14 protein-coding genes are annotated in these 15,245 nt (G+C 69.6%); 2 read left to right on the top strand and 12 right to left on the bottom strand.

Annotation, left to right across the window (positions count from 1 at the left end; translation table 11 throughout):
- Positions 1-47 precede the first annotated feature (47 nt).
- The gene (locus OG558_RS18980) at positions 48-983 is read left to right on the top strand and encodes an acyl-CoA desaturase (protein WP_405071446.1); all 936 of its coding nucleotides are present in this window, start codon (positions 48-50) and stop codon (positions 981-983) included.
- A 3-nt stretch (positions 984-986) separates the two neighbouring features.
- On the opposite strand, the gene OG558_RS18975 is transcribed toward OG558_RS18980, so the two are convergent.
- The 8 genes from OG558_RS18975 to OG558_RS18940 form a co-directional block, all read right to left on the bottom strand.
- Positions 987-1,946 carry a cation diffusion facilitator family transporter gene (locus tag OG558_RS18975; RefSeq protein WP_405071445.1) on the bottom strand — a complete coding sequence of 320 codons (960 nt, stop codon included), beginning with the start codon at positions 1,944-1,946 and terminating at the stop codon, positions 987-989.
- A gap of 24 nt (positions 1,947-1,970) precedes the next feature.
- Complete coding sequence (manA, locus tag OG558_RS18970; protein WP_405071444.1) at positions 1,971-3,137, bottom strand: mannose-6-phosphate isomerase, class I; 1,167 nt, start codon at positions 3,135-3,137, stop codon at positions 1,971-1,973.
- Positions 3,131-4,207 carry an SIS domain-containing protein gene (locus OG558_RS18965; protein ID WP_329484681.1) on the bottom strand — a complete coding sequence of 359 codons (1,077 nt, stop codon included), beginning with the start codon at positions 4,205-4,207 and terminating at the stop codon, positions 3,131-3,133. The genes manA and OG558_RS18965 overlap by 7 nt, the downstream gene beginning before the upstream one ends.
- Positions 4,207-4,416: a Trm112 family protein gene (locus OG558_RS18960; RefSeq protein ID WP_405071443.1), complete on the bottom strand. Its 210-nt coding sequence runs from the start codon at positions 4,414-4,416 to the stop codon at positions 4,207-4,209. The genes OG558_RS18965 and OG558_RS18960 overlap by 1 nt, the downstream gene beginning before the upstream one ends.
- The gene (locus OG558_RS18955) at positions 4,417-5,802 is read right to left on the bottom strand and encodes a phosphomannomutase/phosphoglucomutase (RefSeq protein WP_405071442.1); all 1,386 of its coding nucleotides are present in this window, start codon (positions 5,800-5,802) and stop codon (positions 4,417-4,419) included.
- 37 nt (positions 5,803-5,839) lie between these two features.
- Positions 5,840-6,583, bottom strand: coding sequence for a ThuA domain-containing protein (locus OG558_RS18950; RefSeq protein ID WP_405071441.1), 744 nt, complete (start codon positions 6,581-6,583; stop codon positions 5,840-5,842).
- Entirely contained in the window at positions 6,576-7,670 is a 1,095-nt protein-coding gene (locus OG558_RS18945; protein ID WP_405071440.1) for a Gfo/Idh/MocA family protein, read from the bottom strand. The genes OG558_RS18950 and OG558_RS18945 overlap by 8 nt, the downstream gene beginning before the upstream one ends.
- Positions 7,671-7,878: 208 nt before the next feature.
- Entirely contained in the window at positions 7,879-8,325 is a 447-nt protein-coding gene (locus OG558_RS18940) for a metallopeptidase family protein (RefSeq protein WP_405071439.1), read from the bottom strand.
- A gap of 31 nt (positions 8,326-8,356) precedes the next feature.
- Between OG558_RS18940 and OG558_RS18935 the strand changes: the two genes are divergently transcribed.
- Positions 8,357-8,740 (top strand): DUF3499 domain-containing protein, encoded by a 384-nt coding sequence (locus OG558_RS18935; protein WP_405071438.1) that lies wholly within the window; start codon positions 8,357-8,359, stop codon positions 8,738-8,740.
- Here the strand turns inward: OG558_RS18935 and OG558_RS18930 are convergent, their stop codons facing one another.
- From OG558_RS18930 to OG558_RS18915, 4 genes are all read right to left on the bottom strand, one after another.
- On the bottom strand, positions 8,741-10,219 hold the full coding sequence (locus tag OG558_RS18930; protein ID WP_405071437.1) for a DUF5719 family protein: 1,479 nt from the start codon (positions 10,217-10,219) through the stop codon (positions 8,741-8,743).
- The gene (locus OG558_RS18925) at positions 10,216-13,128 is read right to left on the bottom strand and encodes a glycosyltransferase (RefSeq protein WP_405071436.1); all 2,913 of its coding nucleotides are present in this window, start codon (positions 13,126-13,128) and stop codon (positions 10,216-10,218) included. The genes OG558_RS18930 and OG558_RS18925 overlap by 4 nt, the downstream gene beginning before the upstream one ends.
- A gap of 220 nt (positions 13,129-13,348) precedes the next feature.
- Positions 13,349-13,600 (bottom strand): WhiB family transcriptional regulator, encoded by a 252-nt coding sequence (locus tag OG558_RS18920; RefSeq protein WP_020389877.1) that lies wholly within the window; start codon positions 13,598-13,600, stop codon positions 13,349-13,351.
- Positions 13,601-13,914: 314 nt separating this feature from the next.
- Positions 13,915-15,141: a hypothetical protein gene (locus OG558_RS18915; protein WP_405071435.1), complete on the bottom strand. Its 1,227-nt coding sequence runs from the start codon at positions 15,139-15,141 to the stop codon at positions 13,915-13,917.
- Positions 15,142-15,245 lie beyond the last annotated feature (104 nt).

The following is a 15,245-nucleotide window of genomic DNA, read 5'->3' as shown; positions in this document are numbered from 1 at the left end:
GCCCCAGTCCTCGGCGCACCCGACGAAGTACAGCCGGGATGTCGACCATGACTGCAGCGCCAGGTTCCGACAGTTCGCCCCCGGGCGAATTCCAAGCCGTGGGCGGCAAGCTCGAGCGCGGGCTGATCTGGGTGTTCATCGTCGTACCCACGCTCGCGCTACTGCCGGGGATCTTCTTCGCCTGGGGCGGCTGGATCAGCTGGCGCGACATCGTCCTCCTGGTCGTGTTCTACGTGATCACGACCACCGGCATCGGCGCCGGCTACCACCGCGGGTTCACCCACGGTTCCTTCAAGAGCAAGCGTGGCCTCAAGATCGGACTCGCGATCGCCGGCAGCCTGGCGCTCGAAGGACCGGTCGTCCGCTGGGTGGCCGACCACCGCAAACACCACAAGTTCTCCGACCGTGAGGGAGATCCGCACTCGCCCTGGCGCTACGGCACCACCGCCTGGGCGGTGACCAAGGGGTTCGTGTTCGCCCATGCCGGGTGGGTGCTCTGGGGGGAGGATCGCGCCGACCCCAAGCAGTACGCGCCAGACCTGATGAACGACCGCGACATGGCAACGATCTCGCGGCACTTCCGCGGACTGGCGGCGATCTCCCTGCTCGCGCCCGCGCTCATCGGCGGGCTGTGGGACAGGTCGTGGCACGGCGCCGCGACCGCGTTCTTCTGGGCCACCCTGGTCCGCATCGCCCTGATGCACCACGTCACGTTCTCGATCAACTCGATCTGCCATGTCACCGGCAAGAAGCCGTTCGAGGCCCGTGACAGGTCGGGGAACGTCTGGTGGCTCGCCATCCTGAGCCAGGGCGAGTCCTGGCACAACCTCCACCACGCCGACCCCACCTGCGCACGCCACGGCGTCCTCAGGGGCCAGGTCGACATCAACGCCTGGCTGATCAAGTGGTTCGAGCGGTTCGGCTGGGCGTACGACGTCAGGTGGCCGAACCAGGAACGCTTGGCGAAGAAGCTCTCGGGCTGAGGGTCAGTGCGAGGGCGCCTCGGGGACGGCAGGGCGCTCGTCGGCGACGTAGTTCTCGTGGTAGACGTCCGGCTCGAGGTAGATGTGCACCGACATCGGTTCGGCGGCGCGGATGGCGCGCTCGGCCGCATCGATGGTCTCGGCGACGACGGCCGCGTCGGTGGTCGGCGCGACGCCGATCTTGGCCGCGATCAGCACCTCTTCGGGGCCGAGGTGCAGGGTCTTGATGTGGATCAGCCGCTGCACACCGGCAGTGTTCTCGATCGCGTCGACGATCCTCTGCTGGGCCTCCCGGGTCGCGGACTCGCCGAGCAGCAGCGACTTCATCTCGATTGCGAGGAAGATCGCCACACAGACCAGCAGCGCGCCGATCGCCATCGAGCCCAGGCCGTCGAACACACCGTTGCCGGTGACAAGGGTCAGGGTGACACCGATCAGCGCCAGCACCAGACCGGTAAGCGCGGCGAAGTCCTCCAGCAGGATCACCGGCAACTCCGGCGCCCGGGCGTTCCGGACGAACCTGATCCAGGACACGTGGCCGCGCAGCTTGTTCGATTCCGTGATCGCCGTCCGGAACGACACTGACTCCATCACGATCGCGATCAGCAGCACAGCGATCGGGACCCACTTCCAGTTGTCGATCCCGTGCGGATCGTGCACCTTGTGGTAGCCCTCGTACAGCGCGAACAGACCACCGACGCTGAACAGCACGATCGCCACGATGAACGAGTAGACGTACCGCTCCCGGCCGAACCCGAACTGGTGCAGGTCGTCGGCTTCCCGCTGAGCCCGCTTGCTGCCGACCAGCAGCAGCACCTGGTTGCCGGCGTCGGCGAGCGAGTGGATCGCCTCGGCCAGCATCGAGGCCGACTGGGTCAGAGCCCAGGCGGCGAACTTGGTGACGGCGATCCCGGTGTTCGCCAGCAATGCCGCCACCACGGCCTTGTTACCGCCACCAGCCATGTTCTCCAGGTCCTCCGTACGAAATCAGCGCGCGGACACGACGAACGCCGTGCCGGAACCACGCAAGATACAGGGTCCTTCGGGTCCCGTGGCGAACGCGGACTGACCGGCGGACAACGTCACAGCGGAGTCTTTGCCCAGAGCATCGACAGTCCCCGCGACGCAGCAGATCATCCGCGGCCCGACGCCGTCGATCGTCCGCTCGTCATTGTCCAGATCGACCCGGTGGACAGCGAAGTACTCACATCCGGTCTCGTACGCCGACACCCCGTCGGCCACCGGCGTCGCGGTCAGCACCGGATCGGCGAGCGGGTCGAAGTCGACCACCGACACCAACTCCGGTACGTCGACGTGCTTGCTGGTCAGCCCACCCCGCAGGACGTTGTCCGAGTTCGCCATCACTTCGAACCCGAGTCCCCGCAGATACGCGTGCACGTTCCCGGCCGGCAGGTACACCGCCTCGAAACGCTCCAGGCGCACCCGGTTCAGCAGCAGGGCCGCCAGTACGCCGGGATCGTCCGGGAAGTCCTCGCACAGTCGCGTCATCGTCTCCCGCTCCAGCGCGAAGGCCTCGCCCGCATAGCTCGTGCAAGCCTCCGCCAGGGCCGCGACCAGTGGGCGGATGGAATCCCGGTCGCTGCTCATGAACTGCGTGAACGCCTCGCGGAGCTTCCCGTCCCGGAGCAGGTCGGTGAGCTCCTCGAACCCGATCGGCTGCAGCGCGTCCAGCAACGCCACGGTCGCCTCGAGCGGCCGGAACCCGACCAGCGCGTCGAACGGCTCGAGCGCGATCAGGATCTCCGGCTTCGGCCACGCGTCCTTGTAGTTCCGGTCGTCCGCGTCCCGCGGGATCCCGTCCGCCTCGTCCCGCGCGTACCCGTCGATCGCCTGCTCCCGCGACGGGTGTGCCTGGATCGACAACGGCTGCGCGGCCGCCAGCAACTTGGCCAGGAACGGGAACCGGCCCTCGAACCGCTCGGCCGTCTCCTCCCCCAGTACGTCGCTCGGCCCGGCGGACACCACGTCGTACAGGGAGTCGCCGGACGGGAGCACGGACGGCGCGGACTCGTGCGCACCCATCCACAGCTCGGCCTGGGGCTTGCCGTCCGGCTCCACCCCGGTCAGCTCGGGGATCGCGGTCCGCGACCCCCAGGCGTAGTCCCGGATGGTGTTCTGCAGCCGCACTACCACGCTGGGTCCTCCGAGGGATTCCCCGGTTCGACAGGGTCCATGTCGCCGGCGGCGCCGTAGCGGCCGAGGCCGAGACCCAGGTACGCCGCGGCATAGCGGCCGTGCTGGGTCAGAGCGGCGTACCTGGCGATGTCGGTGCCGTCGGCCTGGGTCACGACGTTCACCCGCACGTCGTGAGCCTCCGCCTTGGACTCCAGCTTGCGGCGGTGCTCGGCGACGCCTGGGTCGTCCACACCGTCATCCAGGATGACCAGGGCCGGCCGCAGCTCCGCCGGCTTGTCGAAGGGGTCCGCGAACAGGTCCCGCGGCGGCTGGTTGAGCACCGGCAGCAGGTGACCGGCGTCGGCGGCCAGAGCGGGCCGGCCACTCGCCAGCCGGAAGGCCTCGACCACACGGCGGGCAGCACGCGCGGCCAGGACAGAGCCACCCCACACCAGCGGCAAAGCGTCCGCCAGCACCAACGCCAAGTCCTTGGCCGGGTTGGACGCCACGTCGTTGTTAGGCGAGCACTCGATCGCCACCTCGTCCAGCAGCGCCGCGACCGCCTTGTGGTCCACCTCCGGACCGAGGTCCATTTGATGGAGAGCCTGCAGTACGGCGACAGCCGAGGCCAACTGGTCATCGGACTGGGACGGCAACCGGATGGCGTGCCGCAGACCGGCTGACGCGATCGCGACGGGCGAGTCAGCCGGCGTTGCCACCATCAGGCCACAACCCCGTCGTGCTGCCTCGCCGGCGGCCGACACCGCGTCCGAGTCCTCGGAGACGCCACTCAGGACGATCACCAGGTCCAGCGGACCGGCCCATCCGGGTAGACCGGGACCAGGCCAGGCGAGGAACGGCACCGGGCACACCGGCTCGAGCACGGCCCGGACCAGGCGGGCGTCGCGGCCGGCGGCAACGACGGCCCGCGGGCGGAAGCCGTCGGACTCCAGCTTGGACAGCACGTCCGCGGCCGCTTCCAGCTCGGCCCGGACCCGGGCCCCGGCCATCGCCAGCCGGCGGAGCAGGTGGTCGGCCGCCCGGAGCGAGGCCGGGTCGTCCAGCCGCGTGTCGTCGAAGACGCTCATCAGTTGTCCGTGGTCTCGGACTGCTCTGCCCGGGTGTCCCGCGCCTCGTCGATCAGCAGCACCGGGATGTCGTCGCGGACCGGGTAGGCCAGCGCGCAGGCGGTGTTGGTGCAGACCAGCTCGTTCGCCTCGTCGTCCACGCGGAACTCCGACCGGCACTTCGGGCAGACCAGGATGCTCAGCAGGTCCGGGTCCAGATTGACTGCCATTCAGTTCTCCTCCACCGATGCACCGGTGATCAGGGCCAGTACTTCATCGCGGACGCGTTCCATCGTGGCGCGGTCCGCGGCCTCGACGTTCAGCCGCAGCAGCGGTTCCGTGTTCGACGCACGGACGTTGAACCACCACTGTCCCGCCGACACGGTCAGACCGTCCAGGTGGTCAACGGTCATGCCGTCGACATCAGCATATGTATCTTCAATGGCCGCCACGGTGGCCGCGGCGTCGTCGACCTTGTTGTTCAGCTCGCCGGACGCGACGTACCGCTCGTACTCGGCGAACAGCTCGCTGGCCGGCTTGTCCTGCTCACCGAGCGCGGCCAGCACGTGCAGTGCGGCCAGCATGCCGGTGTCGGCCCGCCAGAAGTCCCGGAAGTAGTAGTGCGCGGAGTGCTCGCCGCCGAACACCGCGTCGGTCTCGGCCATCTTCTGCTTGATGTACGAGTGCCCGACCCGGGACCGGATCGGCGTCCCGCCGTGCTCGGTGATCAACTCCGGCACGGCCTTGGAGGTGATCAGGTTGTGGATGACCGCCGAGCCCGGGTGCTTGGCCAGCTCGCGAACCGCGACCGCGCCGGTGATCGCACTCGGCGAGATCGGGTCGCCCAACTCGTCGATCACGAAGCAGCGGTCCGCGTCGCCGTCGAAGGCCAGGCCGAGGTCGGCGCCGACCTCGCGCACCTTGGCCTGCAGGTCGACCAGGTTCTTCGGGTCCAACGGGTTGGCCTCGTGGTTCGGGAAGTTGCCGTCCAGCTCGAAGTACAGCGGGACGATCGTGACCGGGCCGGTGGCGAACACGGCCGGGACGGTGTGGCCGCCCATGCCGTTGCCGGCGTCGACGACCACGGTGAGCGGGCGGATCCCGCTCAGGTCGACGAGGTCGTGCAGGTGGTCGGCGTACGCGGTGAGCAGGTCCTTCTGCCGGACATGGCCCGGAGTGGCGACGGTCGCCGGGCCTTCGGTCAGGGTCTTGGCGACCAGGTCGGCGATGTCGCGCAGACCCGAGTCCGAGCCGACCGGCGCGGCGCCGGCACGGCACATCTTGATGCCGTTGTACTGCGCCGGGTTGTGGCTGGCGGTGAACATGGCGCCGGGCAGGTCGAGCCGGCCGGAGGCGAAGTACAGCAGGTCGGTCGAGGCCAGGCCGATGTCGATCACGTCCGCGCCGGTGCTGGTCACGCCTTCGGCGAACGCGGCCGCCAGTCCCGGGCTGGACGGCCGCATGTCGTAACCGACCACGACCGCCCCCGGGCCACCGAGAACGTCCAGGACCTCGACGAACGCGGCGCCGGCCGCCCGGGCCACCGACTCGTCCAACTGGTCCGGGACGACGCCTCGCACGTCGTACGCCTTGAAGATCGCCGCAACGTCAGCCATGCGTGGACCCTATCCGGCCCCGCCGCAAAGGTGTATTTCAGGCCTTCTGGAACCAGCCGATGTCCTTGCGGTGGTGCACCTGGGGCAGCTGGCGGGGGCTGCTCGGGGCCGCCCACCTGGCCGCGTTGGCGATGATCTGCTGGACCTCCGGCTGGTGGTAGGTCGGGAACTCCTGGTCACCCGGCCGGAAGTAGAAGACCCGGCCCTGGCCGCGGCGGTAGCAGCAGCCGGAGCGGAACACCTCGCCACCGGTGAAGGAGCTGACGAACACCAGCTCGTCGGGCTGCGGGATGTCGAACAGCTCGCCGTACATCTCCTCCCGCTCGATCACCAGCGGGTGCGGGATGCCCTGCGCGATCGGGTGCCCGGCCGCGACCGTCCAGATCAGCTCGCGGTCGTTCTCGGCCCGCCAGTCCAGCGAGCAGGTGGTGCCCATCAGCCGGATGAAGATCTTGCTGAAGTGCGCCGAGTGCAGCGCGATCAGGCCCATCCCGGACAGCACGTGCCGCTGCACCCGCTCGACGATCGCGTCGTCGACGTCGCCGTGCGCCGCGTGACCCCACCAGGTGAGCACGTCGGTCTCGGCGAGCACCTCCTCGGTGAGACCGTGCTCGGGCTGCTGCAGCCACGCCGTCCGGACGGCCACATCCTCGCCGAGCTTGGCGCGCAGCGCCGCGGCGATCGTCTCGTGCATCGTGTCGGGGTAGATCTTGCGCACGGACTCGTCGCGGCCCTCGTGCACGTTCTCGCCCCAGACGGTGACGCGAATCGGATCAGTCATGCAGCACAACCTCTCGTCCCGCCTTCGCCGAGGCGTAGCAGGCGTCGATGACCTCGGTCCGCAGCAGCGCCTCGGACCCGTTGTGAGCGGCCCAGTCGCCGCTCCGGACGATCTTGACGAACTCCCGCACCACCGCGCGGTGGCCGAGCCCGGGCCCGGTGGCCGGTTTCACCTCGGCCGGTACGCCGGCGACGTCGGTGAAGATCCGCAGCGTGTCGACGGTGGTGTAGTTCTGTACCTCGATCTTGGCGCCGCCCTCGGTGCCGAACAGCTCGATGCCGAAGTTGTCGCCCGGCGCCCGGAAGGTGGCCCAGCTCGTCTCCAGCTGCAGCGCCCCGCCGCCCTGCAGCCGCAGGTACGCCGTGGCGAGGTCCTCGACCTCGAACTTCGAACCGAGCGTGTCGACCGTCGGCCGCTCCGGGCTGCTCACACTGCCCTTGCCGCGCGGACCGAGCTCGGCGAACGTGTTCGCCGAGACCGTGGTCACCTGCGGCTCGCCCAGCAGGTGCAGCGCGAGATCGAGGATGTGCACACCCAGGTCGATCAGCGGGCCGCCGCCGGACAGCTCGCGGTTGGTGAACCAGCCGCCCATGCCCGGGATGCCGTTGCGGCGCATCCAGTGGGCCTTCGCGTAGTAGATCCGGCCCAGCCGGCCCTCGTCGATCTGGTGCTTCAGCGCCGCGACGTCGCCACGCTCGCGGTGGTTGAAGACCACCTTGAGCACCCGGCCGGCCTGCTTCGAGGCCTCGACCATCGCGGCGCCCTCGGCCACCGTCCGGGCCAGCGGCTTCTCGGACAGCACGTGCAGGCCCATCTCCAGTGCCTTCAGCGCGATCGGGGCGTGCAGCTGCGTCGGCGTACCGATGCTGACCGCTTCCAGTCCCTCGGTCTCGAGCAGGTCCTCCCACTTCTCGTAGAGATGCGGTACGCCGTGCTTCTCACCGAGGCTGGTCAGGAGGTCCTTCTCCAGCCCGGCCAGCGCCACCACCTCGACGTCCGGCAACTCGGAGAACGCCTCCAGCGCCGTCCGCCCGGCGAAGCCCAGCCCGACAACCCCGACCCGTAGTTTTTGATCGTTCACACTCACGATCCTCTCGCAATGACAACGAAGGTCACAAACCCCTTCCCACACTACGGAACATCTTCGAACACCAGCGAGTCGACTGGTTCCATCGTGGTCATGGGGCCTCCCGCCCTGGACTGAGGAGCGTAGGGAGCGAAGCGACCGGAGCGACGAGGGAAGGGCGGGAGCCAAGGCCCCATGACCCGCCGGCGCCGAAGGCCCGGCCAAGAGCTCAGTCTTCGTCTACGTCGAAGTCGGGGTCGATCTGCTCGGGGGAGAGCGCGAGTACGTCGGCCAACTCGAGGACCAGCGCGGACCGGACCAGCCAGGCCAGGCCGGTGGCGGAGCGCTCGGCGCGGAGCTCGATCGGGCGGCGGAACACCACGATCCGGTACGGCTCGTGCGAGGTGCCGCCGGTGGAGTGGGTGAGCGGGATCTCGGTCGCGTCGAGCTCCAGGTTCGGCACGTCCTCGATGGCGAACTCGACCCGGGCGACGACCTGCGGCAGCCGTTTCTCCAGCCGGGTCACCTCGATCGCGACCACCTCGTCGAACTGGGCCGCGGCCGATCGCTGCAGCGGCAGACCGCGCGGCGCGAACTTGCTCGGCCGGCTGATCGGCCCGAGCATTCCGCGGCCGTGGCGGTCGATGTGCCTGCGATGACGGCGAGCCTCGGTCACGCGCTCAGCCTAGTGGGGGTAACGTCTGGTCGTGAGCATCGCCAGGATCTGTTCGCGCGCCGCCTGTCATAAGTCGGCGGTGTCGACGCTCACGTATGTGTACGCCGACTCCACCTGTGTGCTCGGCCCGTTGGCGACGTACGCCGAACCGCACTGCTACGACCTGTGTGCCGATCACGCCGACCGGCTGACCGCACCGAACGGCTGGGAAGTGATCCGGCTCGCTCCGGACCCGGCCGCGGCCGGACCGTCGTCGGACGACCTGGAAGCCCTGGCCAACGCGGTCCGCGAGGCAGCTCGCCCGCTGCCCCGCCAGGAGCCCGGCGCCGGTGGTCCGGGCGCACCGGTCGAGATCGCCCGCCGGCGCCACCTGCGCATGCTCCAGGATCCCGGCGCGAACACCTCCGAGGGCTGACTACCTCAGCGCGGCCCGCACATCAGGCTGTGCGCCCAGCTGGGCCTGGAACACCAGCGACGTGCTCAGCGGCCATGCGGCGACCTGAGCCACGTCTTCCTTGTCCGCCTTGGCCGCCGGCATCAACGTGACCCCAGCCACGACCGTGCCCCGCGTCTGCTGGACCATCAGGTACGTCGGCCGCGGCTGCGCCGGCAACGGGATCGCAGTGGTCGCGCCGCCGATGATGTCGAGCGCTCGGGTCTGCAGCGCCCGCCCGGCCAGGTCGCGCAGCTCGAACTTCACACTGCCCGTCTTACCCGGTGCGGTGACCTCCAGGACGGCCGGCTGCTGATGCGCCGGCAGAACCAGGTACGCCGGTCCCGTGAGCGCCTCGGCCGACCCGAGCGAAGCGAAGTCCGTCCCACTCGCGTCCGACATCCGCATCGACGCGGTCACCGGCTGGTCCGAGGTCACGGTGATCGCGCTGGGATCACGATTCAGCACCGGGTCCAGGATGACCGTCTTCACCGAGCCGGCGTCCACCTGCACAGTCTCCAGACCGGCCGGCTTGAACGGGCCGTTCGGCCCGTGCACGGTCAGGCTGGCCGTCGCCTGCAGATCCGATGGGTTCGCGATCGACAGGATCCGCGCTCCGGCACCCGGCGCCACGGCCGGCACGAACACCTTGGTCGCGGGCGGGGCCGACGGGTTCAGCCAGTCCACACCGGCCGGCTTGGTGCCGTTGCTCGCGTTGTCCCGCAGCGCCGGCGAGACCCGGCCACCAGTGGACTCGACGTGCAGCGCGACGTCCCGCAGGTTGGTCGCGACCTGACCGAGGAACAGCTCGGTCGTCTGCCGCGCCCGTACGACGATCCCCCGCGCAGCCGGCAGGTCCTGCGGACCGGTCCGCGCATACATGGTGACGTTCACCTCGGCGTTGACGCTGTCCAGGTTCGTCAGCACCAGCACATCGCGCCGGCCACTCGCTCCGGACGCTCCGACGAACCAGAAGTCCGAACCGGGCGCCTGGCACGTCACGCTCGCCATACCCTGGTTCACGCCCTCGGTGGCGGTCGTCGTACTCGTGCCGACGGTGCCGGCGGCGAGCGGGCCGGTGCCCTGGATCGACAGCGGCTCCGGCTTCGTCGCCGGAGCGGTCGAACCGATCTTGCCGCGCACCAGCAGCGAGCCGACCGGGTCGGCCTTGGCCGCCAGTGGGGTGATCGACAGCGGCGCCTCGGTGCCGGACGCGGTCGGCGTGCCTTCTGGCAGCGTCGGCGACACCGCGTTCACCACGCTCGTCAGCTTCCCGCCGGTCGCGAGCACCGGGCAGGACAACGCCGTACGGTTCACCACCGCGGGCGCGGGGGCGACTGCGGCCTCCGGACTCGTCACCGGCTCCTTGGGGTGCGTCACCACCGCGAGCCCGCCGATCACGGCCATCGCCAGCACCACGGCTCCGAGCCGGACGAGCGGGTTCGCCAGCAACCGGATCACCGGTCCCTCCTCGCGTGGGTGCCGTGCGGGACGGCGACAGTACGGCGAACCGTCGGCAGGCAGAAGACCAGCGCGATGATCCAGCCGATGATGCCGAGCAGCCGCCACAGCGTGTGGGTCTGGTCCTGCAACGGCGACGTGCCTTCGATCTTCGTCCGGTCCACCAGCCAGGACGCGTCTCCGTCCTCGGCACTGGCCCGGGTCAGACCGGGCAGCGAGTCGAGGGTCGACTGCAGCGTCGGATCCAGCGGTGCGGGCAGGTAGACGTAGTCGACCGCCAATCCGGCCAACTGCCGCCCTTCCTCACCGGTGCCACCGCCACCGAGGGTCGCCAGGACGTCGCCGATCGGCTTGGTCTGCTCCGCGGTGGGCGCGGCTTCCAGCGCCCCCATCCGCGGGCCACCGTTCTTCACCAGCGAGAACCGCATCTCGCCACCCGGCGCCTTGCGCACGACCAGGATCGACGCGTTGTCCGGCGGATCCTGCGAGGACACCAGGTACGCCGGCAGGTCCTGCGCGGGTCCGCGCCACAGCGGCCCGTCCATCCCGCGGACCAGCCAGAACCCGGCCGTCACGATCGTCGTCACCAGCACGAACCCGAGCACGCCCTGCACGATGATCGCAGTGGACTTGCCGACCGAGTCCCAGGCGACCGCGACCGCGATGATCCATCCGGCCGTCATCAGGAACATCAGCGGCCCACTGCCACCACCCAGCCGGCTGGCGACCAGCGTCGCGGCCAGACCGGCCAGTGCGGCGAACCATCCGAGCAACTCGTACCGCTGCCGCGACGAACGCAGCAGACTGACCATCGCGACCAGAATCAGCGGTACGGCGAACCACCACGGTGCCGGCGCTCCGATCGGCGTACCGGTCAACAGATGCGGCAGGCTGTCGCCGGGACCGACCGCGGCGGTCGGCGGTCCGCCGGCCTCCTGCCCCAGCCGCGACGGATGCAGCACAAGCTGGATCGTCCACGGCAACACGAGCAACAGACCCAGTACGACGGAGAAGACCAACTGGCGGCTCTGCCGGCGCCAACCAAGTCCGATCACCGCACCGAGGACCAGGAGGACGCTGACCAGCAGTCCGAGCGCCGGGGTGAACGCGAAGAGCACGGCCTGACAGATTCCGGCGAACCACGCGGCCCGCCAACTGCCTTGGATAACCACACGACGCCGCCGGGCGATGGTGTGCACGGCAGCACCGAGCAGCGGCAGCACGATCGCCGCCACACACGTCCCGATCCGGCCCTGCGTGATCGCGCCGTTCGTGAACACAGCGATCCCGTACGCCGCGGCACCCCAGGCTCGTGCGACACGGTCGACGACGAACGAGCGCAGCAACGCCCACGCAGACAGAGCGGCCAGCGGAACAGCGCCGAGCAACAACAGGTTCGCCGCACCGGACGGGCCGAACATGACCGTCGAGAACGCCCAGAACTGCGCCAGCCAGGCCGGCGGCGTCACACCGGGCGGAGCGGAAGCGGCCGCGTGCCAGAGCGCACCGAGGCTCTCGTGCGCCGGCAGCAAGAGGTTGGACCGGAGGACACCGCCACCGATCAGACTGCGGCCCGCGACCAGCGCACCGATCGCCAGGACGACCCACGCCACCAGGAACGGGCGGCGGATCAGCTGACGACGCCAGCGCGGCTGGTCGACGGCGACCCGCGCCGTGGACTTGGCCCGGCGTGCTGTCGTGACGACCTGCTCTTCCGGCTCGTCCGCCCAGGCTTCGCGGATCCGCTCGGAGATCGTGCTGGTCGTCTCTTCCAGGTTGTGCCGCAGCGCGTTCACCGACCGGGAGAAGAGTCCCTTGATGTCGTCGTACGGGACCCGATCGAGGTTGCGGCGGTTCCTGCGGGCCTGGGTCCAGCCGCCGGCCAGCAGCGTGCCGAGCAATGCGGTCCACTCGTCGACCGCACCGGATGGTGTCTTGCCGAGGAGGAACCACACCGATCGCAGCACGGTGCCGAACAGGAAGCGCAGGATCAGTAGCGGCAGCAGCCTGCCGGGCGCGTTCGCGAGAACGGTGTAGTAGGCGTGTGCGCGGTCGAGCTGGTACGCGTGCCGACGGGTGCCGGCCAGCGCGCGCTCGCCGGTCGCCGCGGCTTGCGCGTGGTAGACGACCGCGTCCGGTGCGACGCCGACATGGAACCCGGCGCGGCTCGCCCGCCAGCCGAAGTCGATGTCGTCGCGGAACATCGGCAACCGCGGATCGAAGCCGTGCAAGGCCTCCCAGACGTCGCGGCGGACCAGCATGCCGGCCGAGCTGACCGCGAGGACGTTCCGCGGCTGATCGTGCTGGCCCTGGTCGAGCTCACCGATCTCGATGCCGGTGTCGCGGCGGCCGCCGAGCGAGGTGCTGACGCCGACCTCGAGCAGTTCGCGATCCCGCGGCCAGAGCCGCAGCTTCGGGCCCCAGACGCCGGTGGCCGGCGAGATCGTGGCCTGGAGCAACAATTTCTCCAGGGCCTTCGGGGCCGGGGCGCAGTCGTCGTGCAGCAGCCACAACCACTCGACCACAGGCATGTGGCCGTCGTCGCCGTACGGGCCGACGGCCGAGGGGATCGGGGCGAACCCGACCGCCTCGAGACCGCGGGCCACGGCCACGCCGAAACCGGTGCGTGCGGAGACGCTGACGACGGGTTCGACGCCGGGCATCGCGGCCAGCAGTTCGGCCGTCTCGTCGGTGGATCCGGTGTCGACCGCGATCAGCCGGTCGGGCCGTGGGTTGAGCGCCCACAGCGCCTCGGACAGCCGGGGCAGCCAGGCGGCGCCTTCATGGCCGACCACCACCGCGGTGACGACATGCCGGACCCGCGGGCGACCCATCGGGTCGTCGATGTGATCGGTCGGGAAGTCGACGGAGTCGAAGAATTCCCAGCCGGCCGGAGCTTCTTGTTCCATGCGGAGCTGTGACACCTCGATGGTTACGGACGGTTCTCACCACAACCAGAGTCGCGGCGAGGACTCACCATACAGCCGTCACCCTGAGCCTCAACCCACTCACCCGCACGCGGAGGACGTACTCCGCTCTTCCCCGGGACAGCCGCGGGCCCCGGCGACGTGTTCGTCGGCGGGGCCTCGCGGAAAGTCCTGGATGAAGTTGTGTGCCGGGTTCTGACCGTCAGACGGCCTTTTTCTTCAGCTTGCGGCGTTCCCGCTCCGACAGGCCGCCCCAGATTCCGAAGCGTTCGTCGTTCTGCAGTGCGTACTCGAGGCACTCGCCCCGCACGTCACAACCGAGGCACACCTTCTTCGCCTCGCGGGTGGATCCGCCTTTCTCCGGGAAGAAAGCCTCTGGGTCGGTCTGGGCGCACAGTGCCCGTTCCTGCCAGTTCGGCTCCTCCTCGATCGCTTCACCGTCGACAATCGCCATCAGCTCTGTCACGGTACGACCTCCTCGACCCTGTTCGTTCCCCTGTACATGTGGGTTTGCGGTCCACATGCCTGACCTCGTCCGTCCTGCGCTCTGCAACGGTCCCCGATACCGAGTGTCCAACGAACGACACGGTTGAAATTACATTCCTGCAATCCACGAAAGTCAAGCCGTGGTCTGCTATTGGCACTATCCGCAACACGGCTGCAAAAGAACGAGAGGCCTGCGTGCACAGGCCTCTCGCACCGATCTACTCCCTCCCGAAGCGCCCCGAAACAGTTTCGGGGCGACTTCGGCAAAGGCTTGCTGCCTTGTCAGGAAGGCTGCGACCACCAGCCCTGCTGTTCCTGACCCTGCTGGTTCTGGTCGTTCTTCTCCGGCTCGGTCACGCGCGGATCGACCCGGGTCTCGTCAGCGGCCTCGGTCTCGGGCTGCTCCGGCTGTGCGCTCGGCTGCGGCTCGGCGGCCGGAGTCTCCTCCGCCTGCCAGGCCTGCTCCTGCTGCCACGCCTGCTGAGCCTCGGGCTGCTCGTGTGAGCCTTCCTCGCGGGCGGCGTGCTCGCCCTGGCCGGCCCACTCCTGCTGACCCTGCTGGCCGTACTCCTGGCCGCTCCACTGCTGCTGCTGACCGGCGTCGCCACCGCTCCACTGCTGCTCCTGCGGCCACTGCTGGCCCTGGTCCTGGCCGCCCCACTGCTGCTGGCCTTCGGCGCTCCACGCCTGCGTCGGCTCGACGCCCTGGCCTTCAGCGGACCAGGCCTGCTCGGCCGGCTGCTGCGGCTGCTCGCCGTGCTGCTGAGCCTCGGCATCGCCGGCGGACCAGGCCTGCTGCTCGCCCTGGTTCCAGCTCTGCTCCTGCGGCCACTGCTGCTGCTCGCCCTGAGCCGCCGCGTAACCACCGGCAGCGCCGGCCGCACCGGCCGCGGCGCCATAGCCGCCGTACTGGCCCTGACCCTGGTCGTACTGACCGTATTGACCCTGCTGGCCCTGCGGCTGGCCGTAGCCACCCTGCTGGCCGTACGGCGCCTGCTGGCCGTACTGCTGCTGGCCGTACGGCGCCTGGCCCTGGGGCGCGAACTGACCCGGCTTCGGCGCGCGGACCGGCGCCGGCAGAGCCTGGTAGGTCTTGAGGATGTAGAGACCGGCGGCGCCGTACAGAGCCAGGCCACCGAGCGCGTAGATGAACCCGACGACCTTGATGCCGGCGCTGCTGGTCTCGTTGAAGCCGGCGAACGCCGTGATCAGGCCGATCAGGGCGGCCACACCGGTGATCACCAGCGCGGCCAGGGCCACGGTCCGGGCGTTCGGCGTCCGCTCACCCGCCTCGTTCACCAGCCAGACCGATCCCACCAGCGAGAGCAGGAGCAGCACTGCGCCGAAGGACGGCGGGGTGAGAATGCCTTGCACGCCTCCGGCGGCGGCAGTGAAGCCGGCGCCGCCGACGAACAGCCGGATCAGCGATGCCAGGACGATCAGGCCGGCGAATGCGAGCAGGATGTACGCGACCGGCTCTCTGAGCTTCTTGGTTGCGTCGGTGACCACGAGGGCTCCTCGGATGTTGGGGGCCGTACAACTGAGCTGTGCGGATGGTTCGGACCCACCGCAGCATAGTCGTGCGGTGGTCCGACCGATTGACGACTCGTGCA

This window comes from Kribbella sp. NBC_01510 (assembly GCF_045040325.1).
GTDB lineage: Bacteria > Actinomycetota > Actinomycetes > Propionibacteriales > Kribbellaceae > Kribbella.
The sequence above is the reverse complement of the archived record's forward strand: the minus strand, read 5'-3'. Positions and strand labels throughout refer to the sequence as shown.

Excerpts from the sequence above, each read along its gene's own strand:
- OG558_RS18950 (WP_405071441.1), bottom strand. The coding sequence starts at position 6,583 with ATGACTGATCCGATTCGCGTCACCGTCTGGGGCGAGAACGTGCACGAG.
- OG558_RS18925 (WP_405071436.1), bottom strand. The coding sequence starts at position 13,128 with ATGGAACAAGAAGCTCCGGCCGGCTGGGAATTCTTCGACTCCGTCGAC.
- OG558_RS18960 (WP_405071443.1), bottom strand. The coding sequence starts at position 4,416 with ATGGCAGTCAATCTGGACCCGGACCTGCTGAGCATCCTGGTCTGCCCG.
- OG558_RS18980 (WP_405071446.1), top strand. The coding sequence starts at position 48 with ATGACTGCAGCGCCAGGTTCCGACAGTTCGCCCCCGGGCGAATTCCAA.
- OG558_RS18920 (WP_020389877.1), bottom strand. The coding sequence starts at position 13,600 with ATGGCGATTGTCGACGGTGAAGCGATCGAGGAGGAGCCGAACTGGCAG.
- OG558_RS18955 (WP_405071442.1), bottom strand. The coding sequence starts at position 5,802 with ATGGCTGACGTTGCGGCGATCTTCAAGGCGTACGACGTGCGAGGCGTC.
- OG558_RS18975 (WP_405071445.1), bottom strand. The coding sequence starts at position 1,946 with ATGGCTGGTGGCGGTAACAAGGCCGTGGTGGCGGCATTGCTGGCGAAC.
- OG558_RS18965 (WP_329484681.1), bottom strand. The coding sequence starts at position 4,207 with ATGAGCGTCTTCGACGACACGCGGCTGGACGACCCGGCCTCGCTCCGG.